This is a genomic window from Candidatus Rokuibacteriota bacterium (assembly GCA_016209385.1).
Taxonomy (GTDB): Bacteria; Methylomirabilota; Methylomirabilia; order Rokubacteriales; family CSP1-6; genus JACQWB01.
Genome location: JACQWB010000282.1, coordinates 1 through 21,251 on the forward strand (window position 1 = coordinate 1; position 21,251 = coordinate 21,251).

Consider the following 21,251-nt stretch of genomic DNA (forward strand, 5'->3'; position numbering starts at 1 on the left):
CGGGCCTCGCCTCGTGGCTCTCCTCGCCTGCGGCTCGTCGGCAGCCCCTCGGCTCGAACGACCATTCCTGGGGGAGGCCTCGGAGGGGGACACCCGCGCCTCCGGCGCGGGTACCCGGGCCCCCTCCGATTGTCCTACGCGATCCCGAACACCTTGGCCGCCCGCTTGATGTCGCGCGGCTTCACCCAGAGGATCACACCGTAGCGGGCGGCGCCGCCGCAGACCGCGTCGGTGGCCGTGATGTTGATCCGGGCGTCGGCCAGCCTCTGGAGGAGGTCGGCGAGCGCCCCGACCCGGTCGTCCCCCTGGATCAGGAACCCCTTCTTCGGGCCCTTGAGCTTCCACTTCGCCGCCTTCGCCACCGCCCTGAACCCGGACGAGTCGGCGGGAACGAAGTCGAGCTGCGAGCGTTTGCCCTTCGGGAATCCCGAGAACGCGAGGAGATTCACGCCAGCCGCCTTGAGCTGGTTCAGCACGCGGGCGGCTTCGCCCGGCTTGTCCGGGGTCTCGATGTAGAAGTAGTCGACGAGACTGACCGTCTCAGCCATAAGACCCTCCTTCTCGGTGGCGCGTTGCGTGCCCTCGATCTTCGCCGCTTACCGCCCGGTACGGGCGAATTTCTGCAGGCTTCGGATCTCGCGCGGCGGGTTCTCGTGGCGGCCCTTGAAGGTGTAGGCGACCTCGGCCACGTAGAGGTCGCCCCGCGAGTCGGTCACGACGCCATGCGGGGCCACGAACTGGCCCGGCTGCTCGCCCCCGAAGCGGTCGCCGACCCGCGCGACCAGCTCGCCCTTCGTCGAGAGAATGCTCACCCGGTTTCCGAGATTCGGGACCGCCGCGTTGACCGCCAGGCTGGTGCCGAGCTCCCCCACGTAGACGTAGCGCTCGTTCCGCGGGTCGGCAAAGAGCCCGCAGGGACGGTGCAGGTTGTTCCACTGCCCCAGGTAGCGCCCCTGGGAATCGAAGATCTGGATCCGGTGGTTCTCCCGGTCGGCGACGTAGACGAGCCCCTCCGCATCCGTGGCGATGTTGTGCGGGAGGTTGAAGCACCCGGGGTCGGTGCCCGGCTCGCCCCAGGAGAGGAGGTGTCGGCCCCGCGGGTCGTACTTGTGGACGCGCGAGTTGCCGTAGCCGTCGGAGATGTAAAGGTCACCCGTGCGCGGGCAGAGGGCGACGTGGGTGGGGCGGTTGAAGGGCTTGCCGCTCTGGAGCGTCGCCGGCTTATCGGGATCGCCGATGGTCAGGAGGAGCTTCCCGTCGGGCGTGAACTTCCGGATGGTGTGGTTCCCGTCGTCGGTGAGCCAGACCTCGTCGTCGGGGCCGATCGTGACCGCGTGGGCCCGCGAGACCAGCCCCTCGCCCCAGGAGCGGAGGAAGTTGCCCTCCCGGTCGAAGACGATCACCGGGTGCTCGCCCCGGCAGAAGACGTAGACATTGTCCTTGGAGTCCACCGCCGCCCCGGCCGCCTCCACGTAGCGGTAGCCCGGCGGCAGCCTCCCCCACCCGTCGACCACCGCGTATCGCACCTCTGCGCCCTTGCTCATGGCGTCCTCCCGGCGAGAGTGTACCGCATTCAGACAGGCTCTGGGACAGGCGAGCCCAAGGATAGCACGAGGCCTCGGACAATGCCCTTGACACCTCCTCGACGTGGTCCGAGACTGGCGTCACAGCGCGAGCAACGCGCGGGGAGGAGCCATGGAGAGCTTGAAGGACCGCGTGGCTGTCGTCACGGGAGGCGCGAGTGGCATCGGCCGGGCGCTCGCCCTGGCACTGGCGCGCGAAGGGGCCCGGCTCGTTCTGGCGGACCTCGACGAGGCCGGGATGGCCCGCGTTGTCGAGGAGATCAAAGCGGCCGGCGGCAACGCCGTCGCGGTCAGGACCGACGTCTCCGTTCCGGACCAGGTCCAGACCCTGGCCGAGCGCGCCTGGACCGCGTTCGGCCGCGTTCACGTCCTCTGCAACAACGCCGGCGTGGCCCTCTGGGGCGGCCTCGAGACCGCGACGCACCGCGACTGGCAGTGGGTGATAGGCGTCAACCTCTGGGGCGTGATCCACGGCCTCCTCGCGTTTCTCCCGCGCATGATCGCCCAGGGCGAGGGGGGCCACGTCATCAATACCGCCTCCATGGCTGGCCTCGTCGCCTCCCAGGGGCTCGGGATCTACAACACGACCAAGTACGCTGTCGTGGGGCTCTCGGAGACGCTGGCCAAGGACTTGAGGCCCTACGACATCGGGGTCTCGGTGCTCTGCCCGATGGGCGTGGCGACGCGCATCCGCGAGAGTGAGCGGACCCGCCCCGAGGCGCTGCGGAACCCGGGCGGGCAGCCCGGGCGGGAGCCCGTGGAGCTGATGGGACGGACCCTGAAGCCCGAGGAAGTGGCCGAGCAGGTGATCGCCGCGATCCGCCGGAACCAGCTCTACGTGATCACGCACCGTGAGGGGCTCGAGCCGCTCCGGCGGCGCTTCCAGCGGATGGAGGAGACGATCCTCAGGGAGCCGTAGAAGGGCGACCGATCATGAGCAAAAGAGCGCTATGCGGTAGGGCTGCCGTCGCCCCGGCCTTTGATGAGCGCATCGAGGCGGGCGATGAGGGCCTTGATGTCGGCGGACAGCGTCCTGCCCTCATCGGTCAGGGCCCCCAGACCCTCCGCTACCGCGTGGAGGGCCTGCTGGGTCTCGAGGTGCTGCTCGCGGATGCGGAGGTCGAGCTGGGTAAACCGCTCCTCCTGGAGCCGGTTCGAATCGCGGAGCAGCCGGACCATCTCCTCGCTGGACTCCCGGGTGGGCAGGTTACCGAATCCCGTGACCAGCGTGGTCTTGAGGTCGGCGAAGCCGGCGCGCATTTCGCCCTTCAGGTCAGCGAAGCCCGCGCGCATTTCGCCCTTCAGGTCAGAGAAGCCCGCGCGCATTTCGCCCTTCAGGTCAGCGAAGCCCGCGCGCAGGTCCTCGTGCAGCGTGTTCAGGGTGACCTCCTGGGGATTGCGCTCGGCCATGCGTGACTACCCGGCCCAGCATACCACCCCGGGCCGGCCTGGGTGAACTGTCTCCGGGAGGATACAGATTCGGCCCACAGAGGAGACACCCGGCCATGGATAGGAGGAGTGGGGCGCTAGCCCAGCTCAACAGGCGGGCGCGTCGGACTCGTGGTCCGCCCAGAAGAGCGCGCGGAGCCCGACCCCGACCGGTGTGCCGGCGAGGGCCGCGAGGCCCCACAGCCAGCCGTGAAGGCTCGTCGAGGCGATGGCGCTGAAGTAGGCGCTGATGTTGCAGCCGAAGGCGATCCGCGCGCCATAGCCCAGGAGGAGCCCGCCGAGCAGCGACGCGACGGCGACGCCGAGCGGGATTCGCCGCGCCGGGGCGAAGCGTCCGGCCAGCCCCGAGGCGAGGAACGCGCCCAGGACGAGGCCCAGGTCCATCACCGTCGTCACGTCGGCCAGCACGGGAGCGGCCAGCGCGGCCTGCTGGAACTCGCCGCTCCAGAACGGCACCGTCGAGAGATCGTAGCCCACCGCCTGAAGGAGCTTCCCGCCCCACAGGGTAAACGCCCACGTGATACCCCAGGGGTGCCCGGCCAGGACGAGCGTCAGCGCGTTGAGCGCGGCGAGCGCCACGGCCCCAGCCAGGAGCGGCCACGGGCCGTGGATCAGCCGGGCCACGCCGCCGGCCGAGCGCTTGACGGCCTGACGCGGACCGAGCCGCGACCGCTCGATCCCCACGGTCGCCGCCGCGAGCAGCGCGAGCGCGGCGAGCTGGAGCGCCACCGCCTCGGTCCAGCCGAGCGTCTCTCCGAGGGAGATCTCGCCGAGCGCGGGGAGATTCCACCAGAACGGCATGTGGAAGGTCGCGAGCACGGAGCCTGCGACGAAGGCGACGAGCGCCAGCGCGGTCCGCGTGATTCCAGCTCCCAGCTGGAACAGGGTGCCGGAGCCTCAGCCGCCCCCGAGCTGCATGCCGATGGCAAAGATGAAGGCGCCGATGAGCACGGATACCCCGGCCGGAGCCACTGCTCCACCCACAGCGTGGCCCATGACCTCCCCGGAGGCGAGCATCGGCGCGAAGAGCAGCGTGGCCACAGCGAGCATCAGCATCTGCGCCCGGAGGCCGCGGCCGTCCCCAGCGGAGACGAAGACACGGAAGGCCGTGGTGAACCCGAAGGCCGAGTGATAGAGGACGAGGCCGAGGCCCGCGCCGACGAGGAAGAGCGCAGCTTGCCGGAGGCCGTACTCCGCGGCCAGCCAGGCCGCGCCGGCGAGCAGGAGCGCGCTCGCCACGCCTACGACGCGCGGCTGGGCGCGCCTGCTATGACCGCCAGCCGCGACGGCAGCCATTTCGACAGACGGGGCGGTAACGGGGTCCATCCGACTCAGGGAATCACGGAAAACCGGGCCAACCTGGCCGGCGCGCCTGCAGGAGCATACGCAGCTTCTTCCCCGTTCGCTCCGAGAGATCCTTCGGCCCGCCACGCGCAGACCCGATCAGATGGGCGATCGCCCCGTAGGGACCGGTACGCGTTTCTGCATGGGCCTCGGCGCGAGCGAACGCTTTCAGCGCCTGCCGGATGACCTCGGATTTCGTCCGGCCTGTCTGCCTGGCCAACTGATTGATTAGGCTCTCGGTCTTTGGATCCAGTCGAACCCTGATCCGCATCTCCGACCCCTCGACGTCTGCATCATTGTACTACCGGGACGCCAACGGCCCAGACGTAGCCGTCCGGATCTTCCACCGTGACCTCACGCCAGCCATGCCCTTCTTTCCTGGTGGCAGGCTGGACGACGACCACGCGCGCTTCACACGCGCGCGCCTCGACGGCGTCGGGGTACACGCCGAAGAGACGGAGCTCCGCGCCCAGACCGCGGGGCTCACCAGAGGTGAGGCGCGAGTACCACGGGTGCTTGTCGTAGGTATGGTCGGCGTGAAGCGTCAGTTCGGCGCGGCCCACCTTGAGCGCGGCGAAGTCGGGGTCCGAGTAGTGGACGGTGGCCCCCAGCACGTCCCGGTAGAAGCGAAGTGACCGCGCCACGTCCCGCACGATGAGGTTAACCGTAAACGGCGGAAGTCCCCGGCCATAACCGTCCGCAAGCATCCATGGCTCGCCCGTCAGCTTCTTCATGAGCGGCGCTCACTCCCGGGCCGCGGCGAAGGGGCATGCGCTTTGGGGAATCGGGCCTGGTGTGCCGCCATGCCCGGGCCTTTATCCGGGGCCGCCTCACCCCCATGCCGCCACTGCCAAAATGAAAATCGCAGCAGCCCCTAGTATGCTCGTCCCATTACGAAGCGCGATGTAGCTCGACTCCACATAGTTTGTCCGTATCATTGTATTCAACCGTATACGAACTGAACATACTAGCCCCAAGCCGTTGTAGCTGGTCGACCGGGAGTATCCAAAATGGCACGCAGTGGCATGTAACTCGGCATTTTCTCGACTCTTTTAGGTCTAAAGTCGAGGGCCTGCCGTCCCCCCCCGGTAACCCTACTCCCGGGTCGCGGTGAACGGGCAGACCTGGTTGTAGGCGCAGAACCGGCAGGCCTGATACGACGGCGTCGCCTCGAAGCGGCGCGCGCGGATGCCAGCCGCCGCCGCCTTCACGGCGCCGATGGCCTCGCTGACATCCTCCGCCGTCGGGGTGTGGCGGCCCACCACGCCCGACTCCAGAAACCGCAGCTCCACGCGCGCCGGGAGCCGCCCGAACATCTCCTTCCACGCGAGCGCGTAGATCTTGAGCTGGAGGCTGTCGCCCGCGCGCTCGTCCGCCTTCCGCTGGTCCCGGACGTCGGAGGACTTATAGTCGATGATGACCGGACCTTCCTCGAGCTCATCCACCCGGTCCCAGCGCCCCCGCACGTGGTCGGGGCCAAGGTTGAAGCCGAAGTCGCGCTCGACGTGGGTGGGCTTTCCCCCCGAGGCCTCTTCCTCGTGCCAGAAGCGCCTGACCGCCTCCCGGCCGGCCTGCTTCCGCGCCTCCTCATGCACCCAGGTGAGGAACCCCTCGTTCCGCCACTCGCGCTCGAGGACACCCAGCAGGTCCTCGAGGGGGGTGTACAGGCCGGCCGCGCGCCGACGCAGGTAGTGCTCGACCACGCGGTGGAGGGTGCTGCCGTAGACGACCGCGTGGTGGCGGAGGATCGGGACGCGGAGGACCTGGATGTACTTGTACTTGAGCGGACAGGTCTGGTAGTCGTCCACCTTGTTGTGGCTCACCTCGAGGGGGTCGTCCGGCGCAAGCGCCAGCTCACCCTCGACCGCCGCTTCCGCGGCGGGCGCGAAGCGGTGGATCTCCTCGATCGGGTGGGCCTTGAACGGTCGCGTGGCGTCCTTCGGGAGGTCGAGCGCCTCGAGGACGAACTGGCTCACCTTCCGCTCCCGCGTGCCGCCGTAGTCGCGCGCCGAGGTGAGGTAGAGCTCCCGCTTGGCGCGCGTCATCGCCACGTAGACGAGCCGCCGCTCCTCCTGGAGGTGGAAGTCGCCGGCGGGGAGCGTGTCCTTGATCAGCTCGTCGGGCAGCTCGAGGGGGTCGCGGCGCGTCGGCCAAGGGAACCGGTTCTGAACGAGCCCCACGACGTACACCACCGGGAACTCGAGCCCCTTGGCCTTGTGCACCGTCAGGACATGGACGGCGGGCGCGTCCACCTCCGCTTCGGCGATCGCCGGATCCTCCCCGGCCCCGATCAGGGCGTCCAGGTGGTTGACGAACTCGCGGACATTGTCGTAGCGGAGGACCTTCGAGGCGCCCTGGATCCGGCGGAAGAACTTCGAGACGTTCTGCACCTCGGCCTCCTCGCGGGCCGTCGAAGCCTTGGACATCCGGGCGAGCCACCCCGTGTCGGTGAGGAACTGGTAGAGCAGCTCCCCAGTCGGCAGCTCCCGCCCCAGCTCCATATAGCGCTCCAGGTCCTTCACCACCCGCTGGATGGCCAGGGCTCCGGCTTCGGAGACCTCGTCCCGGACCTCGGGCAACTCCTCCAGGCGTCGCATGACGTCGAAGAGCCAGCGGTTCTTCCGATCGGCGTACGTGCCGCAGCGCGCGAGGTCGACGGCCCGGGCCTGGTAGAGGTCGGAGGAGGCCAGGTAGTGGAGGCTTATCGAATCGTCGGGGTGGGCGACCACGCGGAGGAAGGCGATCAGCAGGCGCACCTCCGGACGGCCGTAGAGGCCCTGGTTGCCGGAGAAGGTCCAGGGGATCGCGCGCAAGTTGAGGGAACGGAGGAACGGGTCGGCGTCGTTGTTGGAACGCACCAGGATGGCGAAGTCGGAGTAACGGTGCGCTCCCGAATCGACCTTGCGCTCGATCATCAGCGCGACGGCATCCGCCTCCTGGGTGCTGGTCTCGAAGTGGAGGTGCACGGGTTCGCCGCCGCTGTCGCCCTGGGCGAGCGGGATCCGGCAGGTCAGGCGCTTGATGATGCCGTACTGGACCTCGAGGCGGTCGGGGTTGTTGTGCGTGATCAGCCGGTAGGCCGCGTCCAGGAGCGGTTGCGGCGAGCGGTAGTTCTCCGTCAGCACGATCTCGCGCGCCTCGAGGTAGACCCGCTTGAACCCCAGCACGTTGGAGATCGCCGCGCCCCGGAACTTGTAGATGGAGTTGTGAACGACCACGCGGTCAGCGACGAAGTTGTGGGTCCGGTCCACCTCCAGATCGTAGACCTCACTCGTGCGGAATTGCTCCGACACTTTCGCGACGCGCTCGTAGACGACCCGGTTAATTCGGACGATGGGAAGATAGTGCCCCGGCAGCACATTCCCAGCGGGCATCGCGAGCGCTGCCTTGTGCTGCACGTTCACGGTGCCTACCGCGAAGCGGACCTCGAGAATGCCGTCCACCAGGTCGCAGAGAAACTCGGCGTTGATCCCGATCTCCTGGAGTGATGGACTGGTGGTGCGCACCTGCCAGCCTTTCCTCGCCCGGCGCAGCGGGACCCCGGCCGCCCGGAGTCGCTCGATGACCTCGGGTGCCGATGTCTCCAGCGAGACCGCGTGGAGAACCTGAGGAGCTTTCAGAAGGCGACCGCGCGATTTCGGCACGGTCCGCCGGTAGCACATGGTGAGGATGACCTTGACGCGCGATTGGCCCCCCCGGTGCACACCGCCCAGGGCAAAGTGATGCGCCTTGAGGTCCACGCCCAGATGGGTGGCCAGGCGTTCCGCGCCCTTTCGCGAGTCCACCTCGCGGAACAGGCGCCTGAGGTACTCCCCAACCACCTTCATCCGTCTCCGGGGCTTGAACGGTAGTGACGGGATTCCGTACGTGAGGGACCACAGCGTTTCGAGGTACCGGGCTTCCTGCTCGGACCGGCAGGCTCGGAGCCCCACGATACGATCGCCCGAACGCTCCAGGCAGAGCCTGGCTGAGAGGTCCTTCGTGACGCCGATCCGCCATCCCAGGTCACGCCGCTCCATGAGATAGACATAGGTGAACGCCCGTGATCGCGAGACCCTGGGCACGTAACAGAACATCTTGTGGTTGTCGGTCGTGGTGATCCGACAGCCGGACTCGGTCTCAAACGTCAAGAAGCGCGCGTGTTTCTCGCGTCGGAATACCCGGGTGACGTGGCCTACCCCGAGGAACCCCTTGCCGACGGCAGTCACTACCTGATCACCCGGCTGGATCGCCTCGATGGGACGCTGGCCTGTCGGCGTCTCCACGGGTGTGCCCGGCGGGAGGCACTGGTCGTCATCGGCGACGACGACCAGGTTGTTGTGGCGGGCGGCCAGCAGCTTGACCAGCTCGAACTGGGCGTAGTTCGTGTCCTGGAACTCGTCCACGAGGATGTACTTGAAGCGGCGCTGGTAGTTGGCCAGGACGTAGGGACGCGCGCGGAAGAGGCGGAGGGCATAGACGATCTGGTCCCCGAAGTCGATGCTGCCACTGACCGTCATCAGCTCCCGGTATTTGGCGTAGGTCCGCGCCAGCTCGAGCTGCTGGGCCGCCCGATCTCTCAGCTCGACATCCTCGGCCTGGCCGGCGGCTGCGGCAGCCAGACGCTCCGCGTAGGCCAGGTACTCCTCCGGCGACACGTCCTCGTCCTTGGCACGCGAGAACAGCCCGATGATCGCGTCCAGGTACCGCGTCGGGTCGCCCAGCGGCCGGTAGTGCTCGAGCGGGAACTCGAAGAGGTGATCGCGGAAGAACACGATCTGCTCGGCCCGATTCAGCACCCTGAAGTCGGGCGTGAGCCCCACCTCCAGGGCGTTCTCCTTGAGGAGGCGATCGCCGAAGGCGTGGAACGTGGCGATCCGGACGTCCGCGTAGCCATAGGGAACGAGCATATCCACTCGCTCCTCCATCTCGGCGGCGGCCTTGTCCGTGAAGGTGAGGGCGAGGATTTCCCCGGGGCGGCAGCGCTTCGCGGCGATCAGGTACGCGATGCGCCGGGTGAGCACCGTCGTCTTGCCAGTCCCGGCGCCGGCAACGATCAGGAGGGGACCCTGGTCGTGGGTGACAGCCTCGCGCTGGGCGTCGTTGAGCCCGTCCAGGATCCGCGCAACGCCCGGCTCCACCTGCTTGACCATCGAGGCGATTGTACCCGATTTACCGCGACCGGGCGCCACGCGAAGCCGGGGGCCCCGCGGCCGGCAGGTCACCCTCCCGCCGGGACGATCACGACGCCCGGCGGAATGTAATCCGGACCGCCGTGCCCAGGATCAGGGAGGCGTGGATAGACTCGGGCCGCCGGTTCGCTCCGAAGACGATCCGGGCAGGGTTAGCGGCGCTCGCCCAGGACGAAAAGCGCGTGAGGTCCAGGAGACACACTGGCCGCCCGGTCTCTTTGTCTTCGGTGACGGTGAACCGAAGCGGGACGATCTCGGCCCGGTAGCGGCCGGGCGGCACGTCATCAGGGCCCTCCTGTTTGGGGCGCGCCCGGCGGACCACGAACGTCTCGTAGCTCCCCTGTCCGTTCCCGGTCAGGACCCCTTCGGCGTAGTTCAGGGTGGCGGTCACGATGTCGTCCAGGGGCTGGCCGGCTGGAATCGCGACCACATCGTCCGCCAGGCGCTCGCGCCCCAGCAGGAAGGTCTGACTCCTGTGCTGATAGTGGGCGCGGCCCTGGTCCCAGTCATACCGGATGGTGGTCCGGCTCTCGCGCCCTTTGACTCTGAACAGCCCGGAGGTACTGGTCGGGGTGAACCGGCCAGCCTGGATGACCCCCTCCGACTCGATCCGGTTGTCGATACCCGGCCCGTCCCCGGCGACCAGGACCCGATACCGCCCGGCCGTCCGGTCCACCTGCTCGTCGACCGCGCCGTCCAGCGCGAAGGTGAACAGGCCGAATAGAATGCCGATGTCGACATGATAGCTCGCCGAGCGGACCAACTCGGCGGCCCGGCCGACCCGCGACAGCAGGGGAAAGGCCAGCAGCGAGACCAGAAACTCGCGCCGACGGAGACCCACCGAACCTCCAGGGCTGAGCCTATTCTACCGTGTCGCCGGCCAATCGGCCGGGCAGGCCGGATAGGGCACGCCGGAGAGGAAAATTTGTTGTAATTCCCGAAGCATCCCTGCTAGGGTAATGTCGACTTTTCCCCGCCCAACTTGAGGAGGGAGGCCTGCACGATGAATCGGCGCCGGGTAGTGATCACCGGCCTCGGCGTGGTGGCCCCCAATGGCATCGGCAAGGATCAATTCTGGAGGAACCTCGTCGCCGGGCACTCCGCCGTAGACTATATCACCGCGTTCGATCCCTCGCCCTACCCCTGCAAGGTCGCCGCCGAGGTCCGCAACTTCAACCCCGCGGACTTCATGCATCCCCGAAGGGTCAAGCACCGCGGCCGCTTCTCGCAGTTCGCCGTCGCCGCCGCCAAGCTCGCCCTCGAAGATTCGGGGATCGTTCTGACTCAAGAGTCAGCTGAACGAGTCATGGTTTGCGTTGGGACGTCCGCAAACGGCGTCGGAGACGTGTACGAGGCAGCTAGAATAGGTTTTCAGCACTCAGGAGTCAGCGGCATTCCAGAAATGAGTGGCATCGAGTACCCAGCTCACGCCCCCGTCGGTCATGTGTCGATGGAACTTGGAATTCGCGGTCAAGCCATGACTCTGGCTTCCGCATGCACCACCGGTTTGGATGCCGTTCAGTGGGGATACTCGCAGACCAGCGACGGGCATGCGGATGTCGTCTTCGCAGGAAGCACCGAAGCCCCGATTTCTCCGCTTTGCTTTGCGACTTTTTGCGCTTCTGGAACTCTCTCCAAGTTCGATGATCCACCAACCCGAGGCTCAAGGCCCTATGACCTGCGACGCGACGGCATCGTGCTCGGGGAAGGCTCGGCAGTTTGTGTTCTTGAAGATATGGAACATGCCATTGCGAGGAGAGCGACAGTCTACGCCGAAGTTCTCGGGTTCGGGACTGGAAACGAAGGGGGATACGGTTCGCGGATCGATGCCGGCGAACTCGCGCTCACCGAGGCCATTCATACAGCGTTGGTCCGAGCGAGTCTCGGGTCAACTCTCATCGACTTCATAAACTCCCATGGCAACGCTCTCCCGGATTACGATCTTGTCGAGACTCGAGCCTTCAAGCGCGCATTCGGTGAGGTTGCTTATAACATACCCGTCAGTTCAATTAAATCGATGATTGGCCATGCCATGGGGGCAGCGTCATCCTTGCAAATCGCTTCAGCGTGTCTGACATTGCAGCAATCGGTTATCCCGCCAACCATTAACTTAGAAACGCCAGATCCTGAGTGCGACCTCGATTATGTGCCAAACCAGGCACGAGTGTCTCGGGTCAGGAACGTTTTGATTAACGCCCATGCCATGGGCGGCACCCACTCCGTGCTTATCCTGGGACACTCCAAAATATAATGACAGAGCATTTCGCGATTCTCGCACTAACCACACTCGCCAATCTCACTTTGGGGCTAGCGGTTTGGTTTAGGAACCCATCCCAACGAATTAACCGATATTTCGGTATCTTTTCTGCTGCCGTAGCTGCTTGGACCCTGAGCAATGGTCTCGTCAACGCATTTGCCGTAACGCACTGGGGAGTAATTTGGGCGAGGATGGCCTTTGCCTCCGCGTCCGCCATCCCCTTGTTCTTCTTTCTCTTTGCTAGTGCCTTTCCCTCCCCACGGCCTGCTCCCTCACGAATGCTGAGCCGGCTCTTCACCGCAACCGGTGTCGGTGCATTTCTCGTTTCGTTCACGCCTCTTATAGCGACAAGCACGAGCGCGATAAACGGCGTACTCCATGTGACGTATGGCCCACTCCATCCACTTTTCGGGGTCTATTTCATATCTTGTCTAAGCTATAGTCTGTTCTTCCTTGCAAGAAAGTTGCGCATTCTCAAGGGAATCGAAAACTTGCAAGTCCGATACGTATTCCTTGCCGTCCTATTACCGATCCTGGGCGGAACGATCACAAATCTCATCGTGCCCTTGGCCTTTCGCTCGTCTCGCTTCAGTCCCTACGGGCCACTATTCAGCATCTTGATGATCGCGTTGATTGCTCACTCCATCATTCGTTATCGACTGATGAACATCCGACTTGTCATCCGCAGGAGCGTGACGTATCTCCTTGCAGTCGCAGTGGCCGGCGGCGTGTTCGTGCTGCTAGTTTGGCTATCGTCGGGACTACTAGGCTCACGGCCAAGAGACCTACCCCTGTGGATGGAACTGACGCTCGTCCTCTTGATCGCGCTACTCTTTCAGCCCCTTAAGCGCTGGGGTCAGGGCTGGGTGGACCGTTATTTCTTCCGGGAACCTTACGACTACCAGCGCGCCATTCGTGAGATCACCAGGACTATGGCGGGGATACTCGATCTCGACGCACTGCTTCACTACGCCTGCGAGGCGATCGCCAAGACGGTAAAACCTGAGTTTGTGGCGGTCTACACCTTGGATCTAACTGCGCCCACGTACAGAAGGTTAGCTATTCGAAGGAGCATCGAAGTCGGCGAAATCCAGGGACAGGAAGTTGTACATGCTTCTTCCGCCCTCCTGACTTTACTCTCCAAACGGAAGACTCACGTCCTAGGCGATGAGCTGAAACGACTCGCTTCTGACGCCGAGACTCAAGCCGTTCTCGAAGACCTACGCCGTCTTGGGAGTGAGTTCGTTATGCCTATCCTCGAGGACGAGAAGCTCACCGGCTTCTTTTTGATGGGTCCCAAGCTCTCCGGCGATCCGTACTTCTCCGAGGACATCGACCTGTTCAGCACGCTCGTCAGCCAGGCTGCGATCGCTCTCAAGAACGCGCAACTCTACCGTGAGGTTGTGCTGGTCAACGAATACATCGAGAACATCCTCGCCACTATGGAGAGCGGGGTTGTGGCGGTTGCCGCTGACGGCACTGTGACCCTCTTCAACTCCGCTGCTGAGCGTATGACGCGGCTTCGAGCGAAGGACATCAAGGACAACCCGCCAAATACCCTGCCCTCCCCGTTAGCAGAGTCGTTGGAAGCCACTATAAAGGATGGTCAGCCCCGCCCACATTTGGAAACCGTAATCCAGGATGACGCCGGAAATCTGACTCCCGTAATCTGCTCTACGTCCACTCTCCGAGATCGTTCCGGAACAATCCTCGGTGCTGTCGCCGTGTTCAGTGATTTGACGCGATTGAAGGAGCTCGAAGGTGAAAAGCAACGCGCCGAGCGGCTCGCGTCGATCGGGGCGCTTGCCTCCGGCATCGCCCACGAGATCAAGAATCCCCTCGTTGCGATCAAGACTTTCGCTGAGCTACTGCCCGAACGCTTCACGGAGGCAGACTTCCGTGGAGAGTTCTCCAAGGTCGTTACACGCGAGATTGAACGGATTGACGAATTGGTTGCTCGCCTCCGAGGCCTTGCCACTCCGGCCGCGCGCTCCTTAACACCAGTGGACCTTAAAGTCCCGATAGAGGAGACTCTAGCCCTTCTCCGTGGCCAACTGAAGCAAGCACACATCACGGTCAAAAGTGCTTACCCGAGCGAATTGCCTCTCGTCGCTGGTGATCCAGCGCAGCTCAAGCAGCTCTTCCTCAACCTCTTCATGAACGCCTTGGAAGCGATGGAGCCTGGAGGCGAGCTCTCGATCAGGTTGACGACCCGTGAGTATTTCGGGAACCAGAGCGTCGTCGCGGACATCGAGGATACCGGATCGGGAATCCCTGAATCTCTGGTGGGAAGGATCTTCGATCCGTTCGTAACGACCAAGCCGCGAGGGTCTGGGCTGGGGCTGTCGATCTGCCGGGGGATTGCGGACGCTCATCGCGCGACAATTCGCGCCCAGAACAATTCCGACGCTCGCGGTGCAACGATAGTCATCGAATTCCCCGTCGCACAGGATGTACCGACAACGATCAAGACGTGATACTGCGAACATTGACACTGAGCTAAAGCGCCGGATATGAGCTTAAACGTCATCCTCGTTCTCATCAGCATTCTTAATGTCCTGATCGGCTGGTATGTTCTCCAGAAGAACCCCACAAAAGCGCCTAACAGGACTTTTGCCTGGGTCGCGACGGCTGGCGGGCTTTGGGTCTTGGGAGTCTTCTTCGCTCATAACGAGCCCTGGGCGTATACAACATTCGCGCGTTTACCCTTTGCTGCCGGCAGCTTGGTCGCCTTTGGCGTGCTCGTGCTCTCCAAGGTTTTCCCGCCCAGATCTGAGTTGCAGTGGGAGTGGGACATCGTACTCTTCGGTATTCTATGTGGATTTTTCACCTTTGTATCCTTCACTCCTCTAGTTGCGCGTTCGGTGGCCTTGATCCCCGGGGGAATTCAATGGACTTATGGTCCGCTTTACCATCTCTTCGCGCTGTACTTCTGGACATGCTTTGGTCATGGGTTTCTTACTTTGATATGGCACTATCGTCACTCGGTTGGTCTCATGAAGCTGCAACTCCGCTATCTCGTTCTCGGGCTTCTGATACCAATTATGCTCGGCGCCATCACCAACTTGCTTATTCCTCTGATTTTTGGAACCTCTCAGTTCACCAAATACGGCCCGCTTGTCGGGATCCTCAGCCTAACGATGATCGGGCATGCGATTATCCGGCATCGGCTGATGGACATCCGGGTGGTCGTCAAAAAGGGCGTGGTGTATATAGCGGCGTTTGTCGCGGCAGGTGGGATCCTTACTGGGCTCATCGTCAGCTCTAACGTTCTGTTCCCCGAAGATCAGCTGGGGATGGCGCGGGACATCGTGCTCGGTCTGGTCGTGGCGCTGCTGTTCGCTCCCCTGAAAGGCCAGATCCAACGGACCTTCGACCGCTATCTCTACCGGAGCACCTACGACTACCAACGGACGTTTCGGGAGGCCACGCGACGGATGGCGACGATGCTTGAGCTACGGTCGCTCCTGCCGTACGCGTGCGATGTGACGAGCCGGACGTTCCAGCCGGAGATCGTCGAAATCTTCGTCCGCGACTCTGACCGGGGCGAGTATCGGCTCGCGGCAATGCGAGGCGGGGTAGACATCAAAGGTCCCCGTGACCTGCCGCCAATATCGGAAACAGCCGGCCTCCCCGCGCTGCTCCGCGCAGAGAGGGCCCCGATGCTCCGCGATGACCTGATCCACGGCGTCGCGCGCCCGGACACCGTCCTTGCCCTCGACGACCTTCACCGACTCGGCGGCGAAGTGGCTGTTCCGATCCTCCACGAGAACGAGCTGACCGGCTTCCTGGTGGTCGGCCCCAAGCGCTCGGGGGATCCGTATTTCGCGGAGGACCTGGATCTCCTCTCCACGCTTGCCGGCCACGCGGCCATCGCGATCAAGAACGCCCAGCTCTATCACCAGGTGGTGCTCGTCAACGAGTACGTGGAGAACATCCTCAAGACCATGGAGAGCGGGGTCGTGGCGGTCAACGTGGAGGGCCACGTCACGTTGTTCAACCCTGCCGCGGAGCGCCTCACCGGGCTCGATGCCACGCGCGTCCGCTCGGGCCTCGTGGGCCAACTCCCTGCGGCGCTCTCAGCCGCGATCGGCGCGACCTTGGCCGACGGCCAGCCCCGGCTCCACGTCGAGACGACGCTCTCGGGGAGCACGGGGGGCGCGGCGCCCGTCGTGTACTCCACCTCGCCGTTCCACGACAGCTACGGACGTCTTCTGGGCGCCGTGCTCGTCTTCAGCGATCTCACCCATCTCAAGGAGCTCGAGCGGGAGAAACAACGCGCCGAACGGCTCGCGTCCTTCGGCGCCCTCGCGTCCGGGATCGCCCACGAGATCAAGAATCCGCTGGTCGCGATTAAGACGTTCGCCCAACTCCTCCCGAAGAAGTTCACCAACGAGGATTTCCGCGAGGACTTCGCGAAGGTCGCCGTCCGGGAGATCGGCCGCATCGAAGGTCTCCTGGAACGCCTGCGCGATCTGTCGAAACCGCCCGAGGATCAGCTCCAACCCCTCGACCTCCGGGAGCCTATCGAGGCAACCCTCCAGCTCCTGCAAGGCCAGTTGGAGGAGGCGCGAACGGTTGTGCACCGGCAGTACCCTGTAGACGTGTGTCCCGTGGCCGGCAATCCGGAGAAGCTCGAGGAGTTGTTCCTGAACCTGTTTCTCAATGCCTTGCAGGCGATGGGACCCGACGGGGAGCTGACGATCCGGCTGGACAAGCACGAAGAACCGGGCCGGGCCGCCGCGCTCCGGCTTCAGGTCTCCGACACCGGCCCCGGGATTCCTGAGGCCTTGCTGGGCAAGGTCTTCGATCCGTTCTTCACGACGAAGCCCGGGGGCTCGGGGCTCGGGCTCGCCATCTGCCGGGCGATTGCCGACGTGCACCGTGCCACGATTCGGGCCGAGAATGGGCCCGGGGGGCGCGGCGCGATCCTGACCCTCGAGTTCCCGGTCGCCGTCGAGGTCCCGGAAGAGCTCAAGGCATGAGAGCCGCCCTCGTCGTCACGGCGGATCCTCCGCTCTGCGCCCGACTCCTCCGGGAGCTGGGCAATCGATCGGTCTTCACCGAGTCCGGTCAGGACGAGGCGCTTCGGATGCTCCGCACGACCGAGGTGGACCTGGTCCTCATCGATGTCACCGCTCCCGTCCGCAACCTCACGAGCTTCATCGCCCGCTCGCGCCAGCTCTCCCCTTCCGCGGTGGTCGTGTGCCTGTACCAGACCGAGGGGCTCGCGCCCGAGGACCGCGAAGCGCTCGAGGCCGCGGACCTCGTGCTCCGGAAGCCGTTCACGCGTGAGGAACTCGCGCTGGTGATCCGGCAGGGCGAGGAAAAGCAGGAGCTTCTGCTGCAGGTCGCCTCGCTCCGCGCCCGCCGACCCGCCGCGGCCCAGGAACCCGCAACCGAGACGAACGGGACCCCCGAGGTCACGCACCCGGACCTGGCTCCGGTGGTGAAAGAGGTCGCCAAGGCCCTGTCGGCCGGCTTCGACCTGCCCCGGATCCTGAACCTCTTCCTCGACGCCGTCGCCGAGATGGTGAAGCCGAGCCGCGCGGCCCTGCTCCTGGCGGACGAGACCGGAACGAGCTTCACCATTCGGGCGCAGCGCGGGCTGGCTCCGCAGGTCGTCGCGGCGGCTCGCCTCTCGGCGGAGGGTGGGCTCCCGCTCTGGCTGCAGACGCAGGGCCGGCTGATCCACGCCGAGGAGGCCCGGGCGCGCGCTCAGGAGTGGCAGACACGCGATCTCGCCCGGGAGCTCGCGATGCTCCAGGCGGTGCTCGCGATCCCGCTCATCGCCCACGGCGAGCTGGTCGCCATCCTCACGCTCGGGCAGCGGATCACGGGCATCCCGTACTCGCATCGCGAGACCGAGGTCCTCTTCAACCTGGCGACGCATCTGGCCACGGCCATCCGGGACATCCGCCTCCACCACCAGCTCAACTACCAGAAGGTGTACATCGAGCGGATTCTCTCCCACATGGCCCACGGGGTGATCACCATCGATCGCCAGGAGAGCGTGACCATCATGAACCGGCGGGCGGAGGAGATCCTCGGGCTCTCGGCCGAAGCGGTGCTGCACCACGATCTCCGTGTCCTCCCGTCGCCCCTCGGCGACATGCTCTACGAGAGCCTCACGCGCGGGACCACGGTGCGCCGGAGGGAGATCCAGCTCGCCCTCCGGAACCTGCCGCTCGAGGTGTCCACCTATCCCATTGCCGGCGATGACCCGACCCCCCTCGGGGCCGTGATGGTGTTCGAGGACCTCACCGGTGCGAAGCAGCTCGCGGCGGAAAAGCGCCAGGCCGAGCAGTTCCAGCTCCTGAGCCAAATCGTCGCGCGCATCTCCGACGAGATCAAGAATCCGCTCGTGTCGATCAATACGTTCATGGAGCTCCTGGAGGAGCAATTCGAGGACGCCGAGTTCCGTCACCAGTTCACGCTCGTGGTGGGCCGCGACGTTCGCCGGATGGTCGAGCTTTTCGAGAAACTGTCGGCCCTCGTGAGCGAGGGACCGTTCAACTTCGAGGTGGTGGACGCGCAGGACGTGGTCGAGGAGTGCCTGGCGAGCCTGGGCGCCGCGGCCGAGGACAAGGGTGAGGATGCCCGGATCCTCCAGCTGACCGACGAGGCGTCGGGCAAGCGTGTGATCGTCAGCCTCTACCCCGACACCGGCGCGCTCCGCGTGAAGGGCGACCGGGCCCAGCTCAAGAAAGCTGTCTCGTTCCTGGTCTGGTACCTCGCGCGGAAGAGCCCCGGGGAGGAGGCCAAGCTCTCGCTCTCCATCGGCCGACCCAACAGCGACGATGAGATCGTTCAGATCCTGGTCGCGTCGCGCACCGCCGAGGTCAGTAGCGAGGAGATCGAGCGGATCTTCGACCCGCTCAAGATGGTGCAGGAGAGCCTGATCGACGTGGGGCCCTGCGTGAGCCAGCGGATCATCGAAGCCCTGGGAGGCCAGCTCCAGGCCCGGAAGGGACGCCACGAGGTGTCCTTCCTGGCCTCGCTGCCGGCCGCCGCGTCGTAAAGGAGCCGACCATGGTGGAGAAGCCACGGGTCCTCGTCGTGGACGACGAGGTGGGGCCGCGCGAGTCGCTCCGGATGATCCTCAAGCCTCACTACGAGGTGGCCACGGTGGACAGCGGCGAGGCTGCGCTTCAGGCCCTGCCGGTCCTCCGCCCCGACCTGGTGTTCATGGACATCAAGATGCCGACGCTCGATGGGATCGAGGTGCTCCGGCGGATCAAAGCCCACGATCCCTCGATCGAGGTCGTCATGATCACCGCCTACGCGTCGCTCGAGACGGTCAAGAGCGCGCTGACCCACGGCGCCTTCGAGTACCTGATCAAACCTTTCTCGCGTCGCGACCTCGAGGAGACGGCGCGCCGCGCCCTGACCCGCCGCCAGGCCGAGCTGGGGACCCGCGGGCGGGTGGCCCGGCTCGTCCGCGAGATGCGCGCTCTCTCGGCCAAGACCCAGGAACTCGAGGAGGCGGCGCGTCGCGAAGCCGCGGAGCAGTCGCTCCGGGTGACCCAGCTCTCCATCCTCCGCGAGATCTCCCGCGGAATCCTGGGACAGCTCGATCTGGCGGAGATGACCGGGGCGATCACCGAATCGCTCAAGACGGGACTCGGGTACGACACGGTCTCGATTCACCTGGGCGTGGAGCATCCCGCGCCGGCCGACAGCCCGGTCCGCGTGGTCTGCCCGATCCGCGAGGGGGAGGCGGTCCTCGGCCACCTGGTCGCCGACAACAGCCCCTCGGGCCGGCCCATCGACCCGCGCGAGCGCGAGCTGCTGGAGATGCTCTCGGAGTACGTAGCCATCGCCGTCCGCAACTCCCGGCTCTACGGCGAGATCACGGACACCAAGCGCTCTCTAGAGCAGCTCGTCCGCTCCGCCGGCGACGCCATCATCGCCGTCGACCGGCAGGACCGGATCGTCGGCTGGAACCCGGCGGCGGAGCGGATCTTCGCCGCCTCCGAGGGAGAGGTCCGGGGCCAGCCGATCACCCTTCTCCTCCCGGAGGCGGAGTACCGGCGGGCCAAGGAGGCGCTGTTCGCCGGGGTTCCCGTGCGTCACTTCGAGGTCCGCCGTCCAAAAAAGGACGGCCGGTTCGCCGAGCTGGCCGTGACGCTGTCGGCGCTCGGCGAACGCGGTGGCGAGCTGGAGGGCGTCCTCGCGATCGTCCGGGACATCACCACCCAGCGCGAGATAGAGGCCAAGCTCCTACAGTCGGAAAAGCTCACGGCGCTGGGCCAGCTCGCCGGCGGCATCGCCCACGATTTCAACAACCTCCTCCAGGCGATCCTGAGCTACTCGGAGCTGCTCGGCAGGAACCCGGGCAACCCCGAGCTCTTCCAGCGCGCGCTCGATGTCATCCAGACCGCCGCCACCGGAGGCGCGGAGACGGTCAAGCGGATCCAGCAGTTCGCCCGGCTCAGGCCGGACGAGGCGTCCATCGCGCTGGACCTGAACCAGGTCATCCGGGAGGCGGTGGCCATCACGCGCCCCCGCTGGGAGGAGCAGGCCGGCAAGCGCGGGCTGCCGCTGCACCTTCGCCTTGACCTCACGCCGCTCCCACCGATCCTCGGCCGCCCCGCGGCGCTGGCCGAGGTGATCACGAACCTGATCCTGAACGCGATCGACGCGATGCCCTCGGGCGGCAGTCTGACGATCGCCACGCAGCAAGAGGGTGACGCGGTCGTCGCCACCGTGAGCGACACGGGTACGGGAATGTCGGAGGCGGTGCGACGCCGGATCTTCGAGCCGTTTTTCACCACCAAGGGGAAGACCGGCACGGGCCTCGGGATGTCGATCTCCTACTCGATCGTCACGCGTCACCGGGGCGAGATCCGGGTGGAGAGTTGGGAAGGAGAGGGCACCACTTTCACGCTTCGCTTCCCCGTGGCGAAGGCAACGGACGCCGAGCCGCCGGTCGTGGCCAAGCCCTGGCAGGCTCACCCCGGACGCATCCTGGTCATCGACGACGAGCCCAAGGTGCTGGAGGTGCTCGCGGAGATCTTGAGGATCGGGGGCCACAGCGTGACGCCAACGACGAGCGGCGCCGAGGCCATGACCCTCTTCGCGCCGGGACGCTTCGACCTCGTCCTCACTAATATCGGGATGCCGGGGATGACCGGCTGGGAAGTGGCCGATCGGATCCGCGCCCTAGACCCGCAGGTCCCGATCGCCTTCATCACCGGGTGGGGGTTATCCGAAGAGGACCAGGAGCGCTGCCGGACCCGCGGCATCCAGCACTGCCTCTTCAAGCCCGTGCGGCCGGAGGACCTCCTTCAGACCGTCGGACACACGCTCGCGGAGTAGCGGGCTGCGGAAAAATCTGGTTCGAGCGCGCACCCACCGCTCCGCGGTGGGTACCCGGCCCGCGCAATCGACTCGGGCCTCGCGCGGCGGGGGGCCTGCCTCACGGCATGGCCGACCCCGCCGCGC

At 65.6% G+C, this 21,251-nt stretch carries 13 protein-coding genes and 1 pseudogene; 6 read left to right on the forward strand and 8 right to left on the reverse strand.

Going from position 1 to position 21,251, the window contains the following annotated elements:
* Window positions 1–134 precede the first annotated feature (134 nt).
* Together HY726_21465 and HY726_21470 are read right to left on the reverse strand one after the other, a co-directional pair.
* Window positions 135–548 carry a hypothetical protein gene (locus tag HY726_21465; GenBank protein ID MBI4611567.1) on the reverse strand — a complete coding sequence of 138 codons (414 nt, stop codon included), beginning with the start codon at window positions 546–548 and terminating at the stop codon, window positions 135–137.
* A gap of 48 nt (window positions 549–596) precedes the next feature.
* Window positions 597–1,544, reverse strand: coding sequence for a hypothetical protein (locus HY726_21470; protein MBI4611568.1), 948 nt, complete (start codon window positions 1,542–1,544; stop codon window positions 597–599).
* A 151-nt stretch (window positions 1,545–1,695) separates the two neighbouring features.
* On the opposite strand from HY726_21470, the gene HY726_21475 reads away from it, so the two are divergent.
* A complete protein-coding gene (locus HY726_21475; protein ID MBI4611569.1) occupies window positions 1,696–2,502 on the forward strand; it encodes an SDR family NAD(P)-dependent oxidoreductase in 807 nt (268 codons plus the stop codon).
* Window positions 2,503–2,531: 29 nt separating this feature from the next.
* Here the strand turns inward: HY726_21475 and HY726_21480 are convergent, their stop codons facing one another.
* From HY726_21480 to HY726_21505, 6 genes and pseudogenes are all read right to left on the reverse strand, one after another.
* Complete coding sequence (locus HY726_21480) at window positions 2,532–2,993, reverse strand: hypothetical protein (GenBank protein MBI4611570.1); 462 nt, start codon at window positions 2,991–2,993, stop codon at window positions 2,532–2,534.
* 126 nt (window positions 2,994–3,119) lie between these two features.
* Window positions 3,120–4,328, reverse strand: a pseudogene (locus tag HY726_21485) (YeeE/YedE family protein).
* Between the two features lie 43 nt (window positions 4,329–4,371).
* Window positions 4,372–4,647 carry a CopG family transcriptional regulator gene (locus tag HY726_21490; protein ID MBI4611571.1) on the reverse strand — a complete coding sequence of 92 codons (276 nt, stop codon included), beginning with the start codon at window positions 4,645–4,647 and terminating at the stop codon, window positions 4,372–4,374.
* A 22-nt stretch (window positions 4,648–4,669) separates the two neighbouring features.
* A complete protein-coding gene (locus HY726_21495; protein MBI4611572.1) occupies window positions 4,670–5,110 on the reverse strand; it encodes a VOC family protein in 441 nt (146 codons plus the stop codon).
* 360 nt (window positions 5,111–5,470) lie between these two features.
* Window positions 5,471–9,508, reverse strand: coding sequence for a UvrD-helicase domain-containing protein (locus HY726_21500; GenBank protein ID MBI4611573.1), 4,038 nt, complete (start codon window positions 9,506–9,508; stop codon window positions 5,471–5,473).
* A gap of 88 nt (window positions 9,509–9,596) precedes the next feature.
* Window positions 9,597–10,388 carry a hypothetical protein gene (locus tag HY726_21505; protein ID MBI4611574.1) on the reverse strand — a complete coding sequence of 264 codons (792 nt, stop codon included), beginning with the start codon at window positions 10,386–10,388 and terminating at the stop codon, window positions 9,597–9,599.
* A 162-nt stretch (window positions 10,389–10,550) separates the two neighbouring features.
* Between HY726_21505 and HY726_21510 the strand changes: the two genes are divergently transcribed.
* The 5 genes from HY726_21510 to HY726_21530 are packed head-to-tail and all read left to right on the forward strand — an operon-like array spanning window position 10,551 to window position 21,125.
* Entirely contained in the window at window positions 10,551–11,798 is a 1,248-nt protein-coding gene (locus HY726_21510; protein ID MBI4611575.1) for a beta-ketoacyl-[acyl-carrier-protein] synthase family protein, read from the forward strand.
* A complete protein-coding gene (locus HY726_21515) occupies window positions 11,798–14,281 on the forward strand; it encodes a PAS domain-containing protein (protein ID MBI4611576.1) in 2,484 nt (827 codons plus the stop codon). The genes HY726_21510 and HY726_21515 overlap by 1 nt, the downstream gene beginning before the upstream one ends.
* A gap of 36 nt (window positions 14,282–14,317) precedes the next feature.
* A complete protein-coding gene (locus HY726_21520; protein MBI4611577.1) occupies window positions 14,318–16,789 on the forward strand; it encodes a GAF domain-containing protein in 2,472 nt (823 codons plus the stop codon).
* A complete protein-coding gene (locus HY726_21525; GenBank protein ID MBI4611578.1) occupies window positions 16,786–18,825 on the forward strand; it encodes a GAF domain-containing protein in 2,040 nt (679 codons plus the stop codon). Before HY726_21520 ends, HY726_21525 begins: the two co-directional genes overlap by 4 nt.
* Window positions 18,826–18,836: 11 nt before the next feature.
* On the forward strand, window positions 18,837–21,125 hold the full coding sequence (locus HY726_21530; GenBank protein ID MBI4611579.1) for a response regulator: 2,289 nt from the start codon (window positions 18,837–18,839) through the stop codon (window positions 21,123–21,125).
* Window positions 21,126–21,251 lie beyond the last annotated feature (126 nt).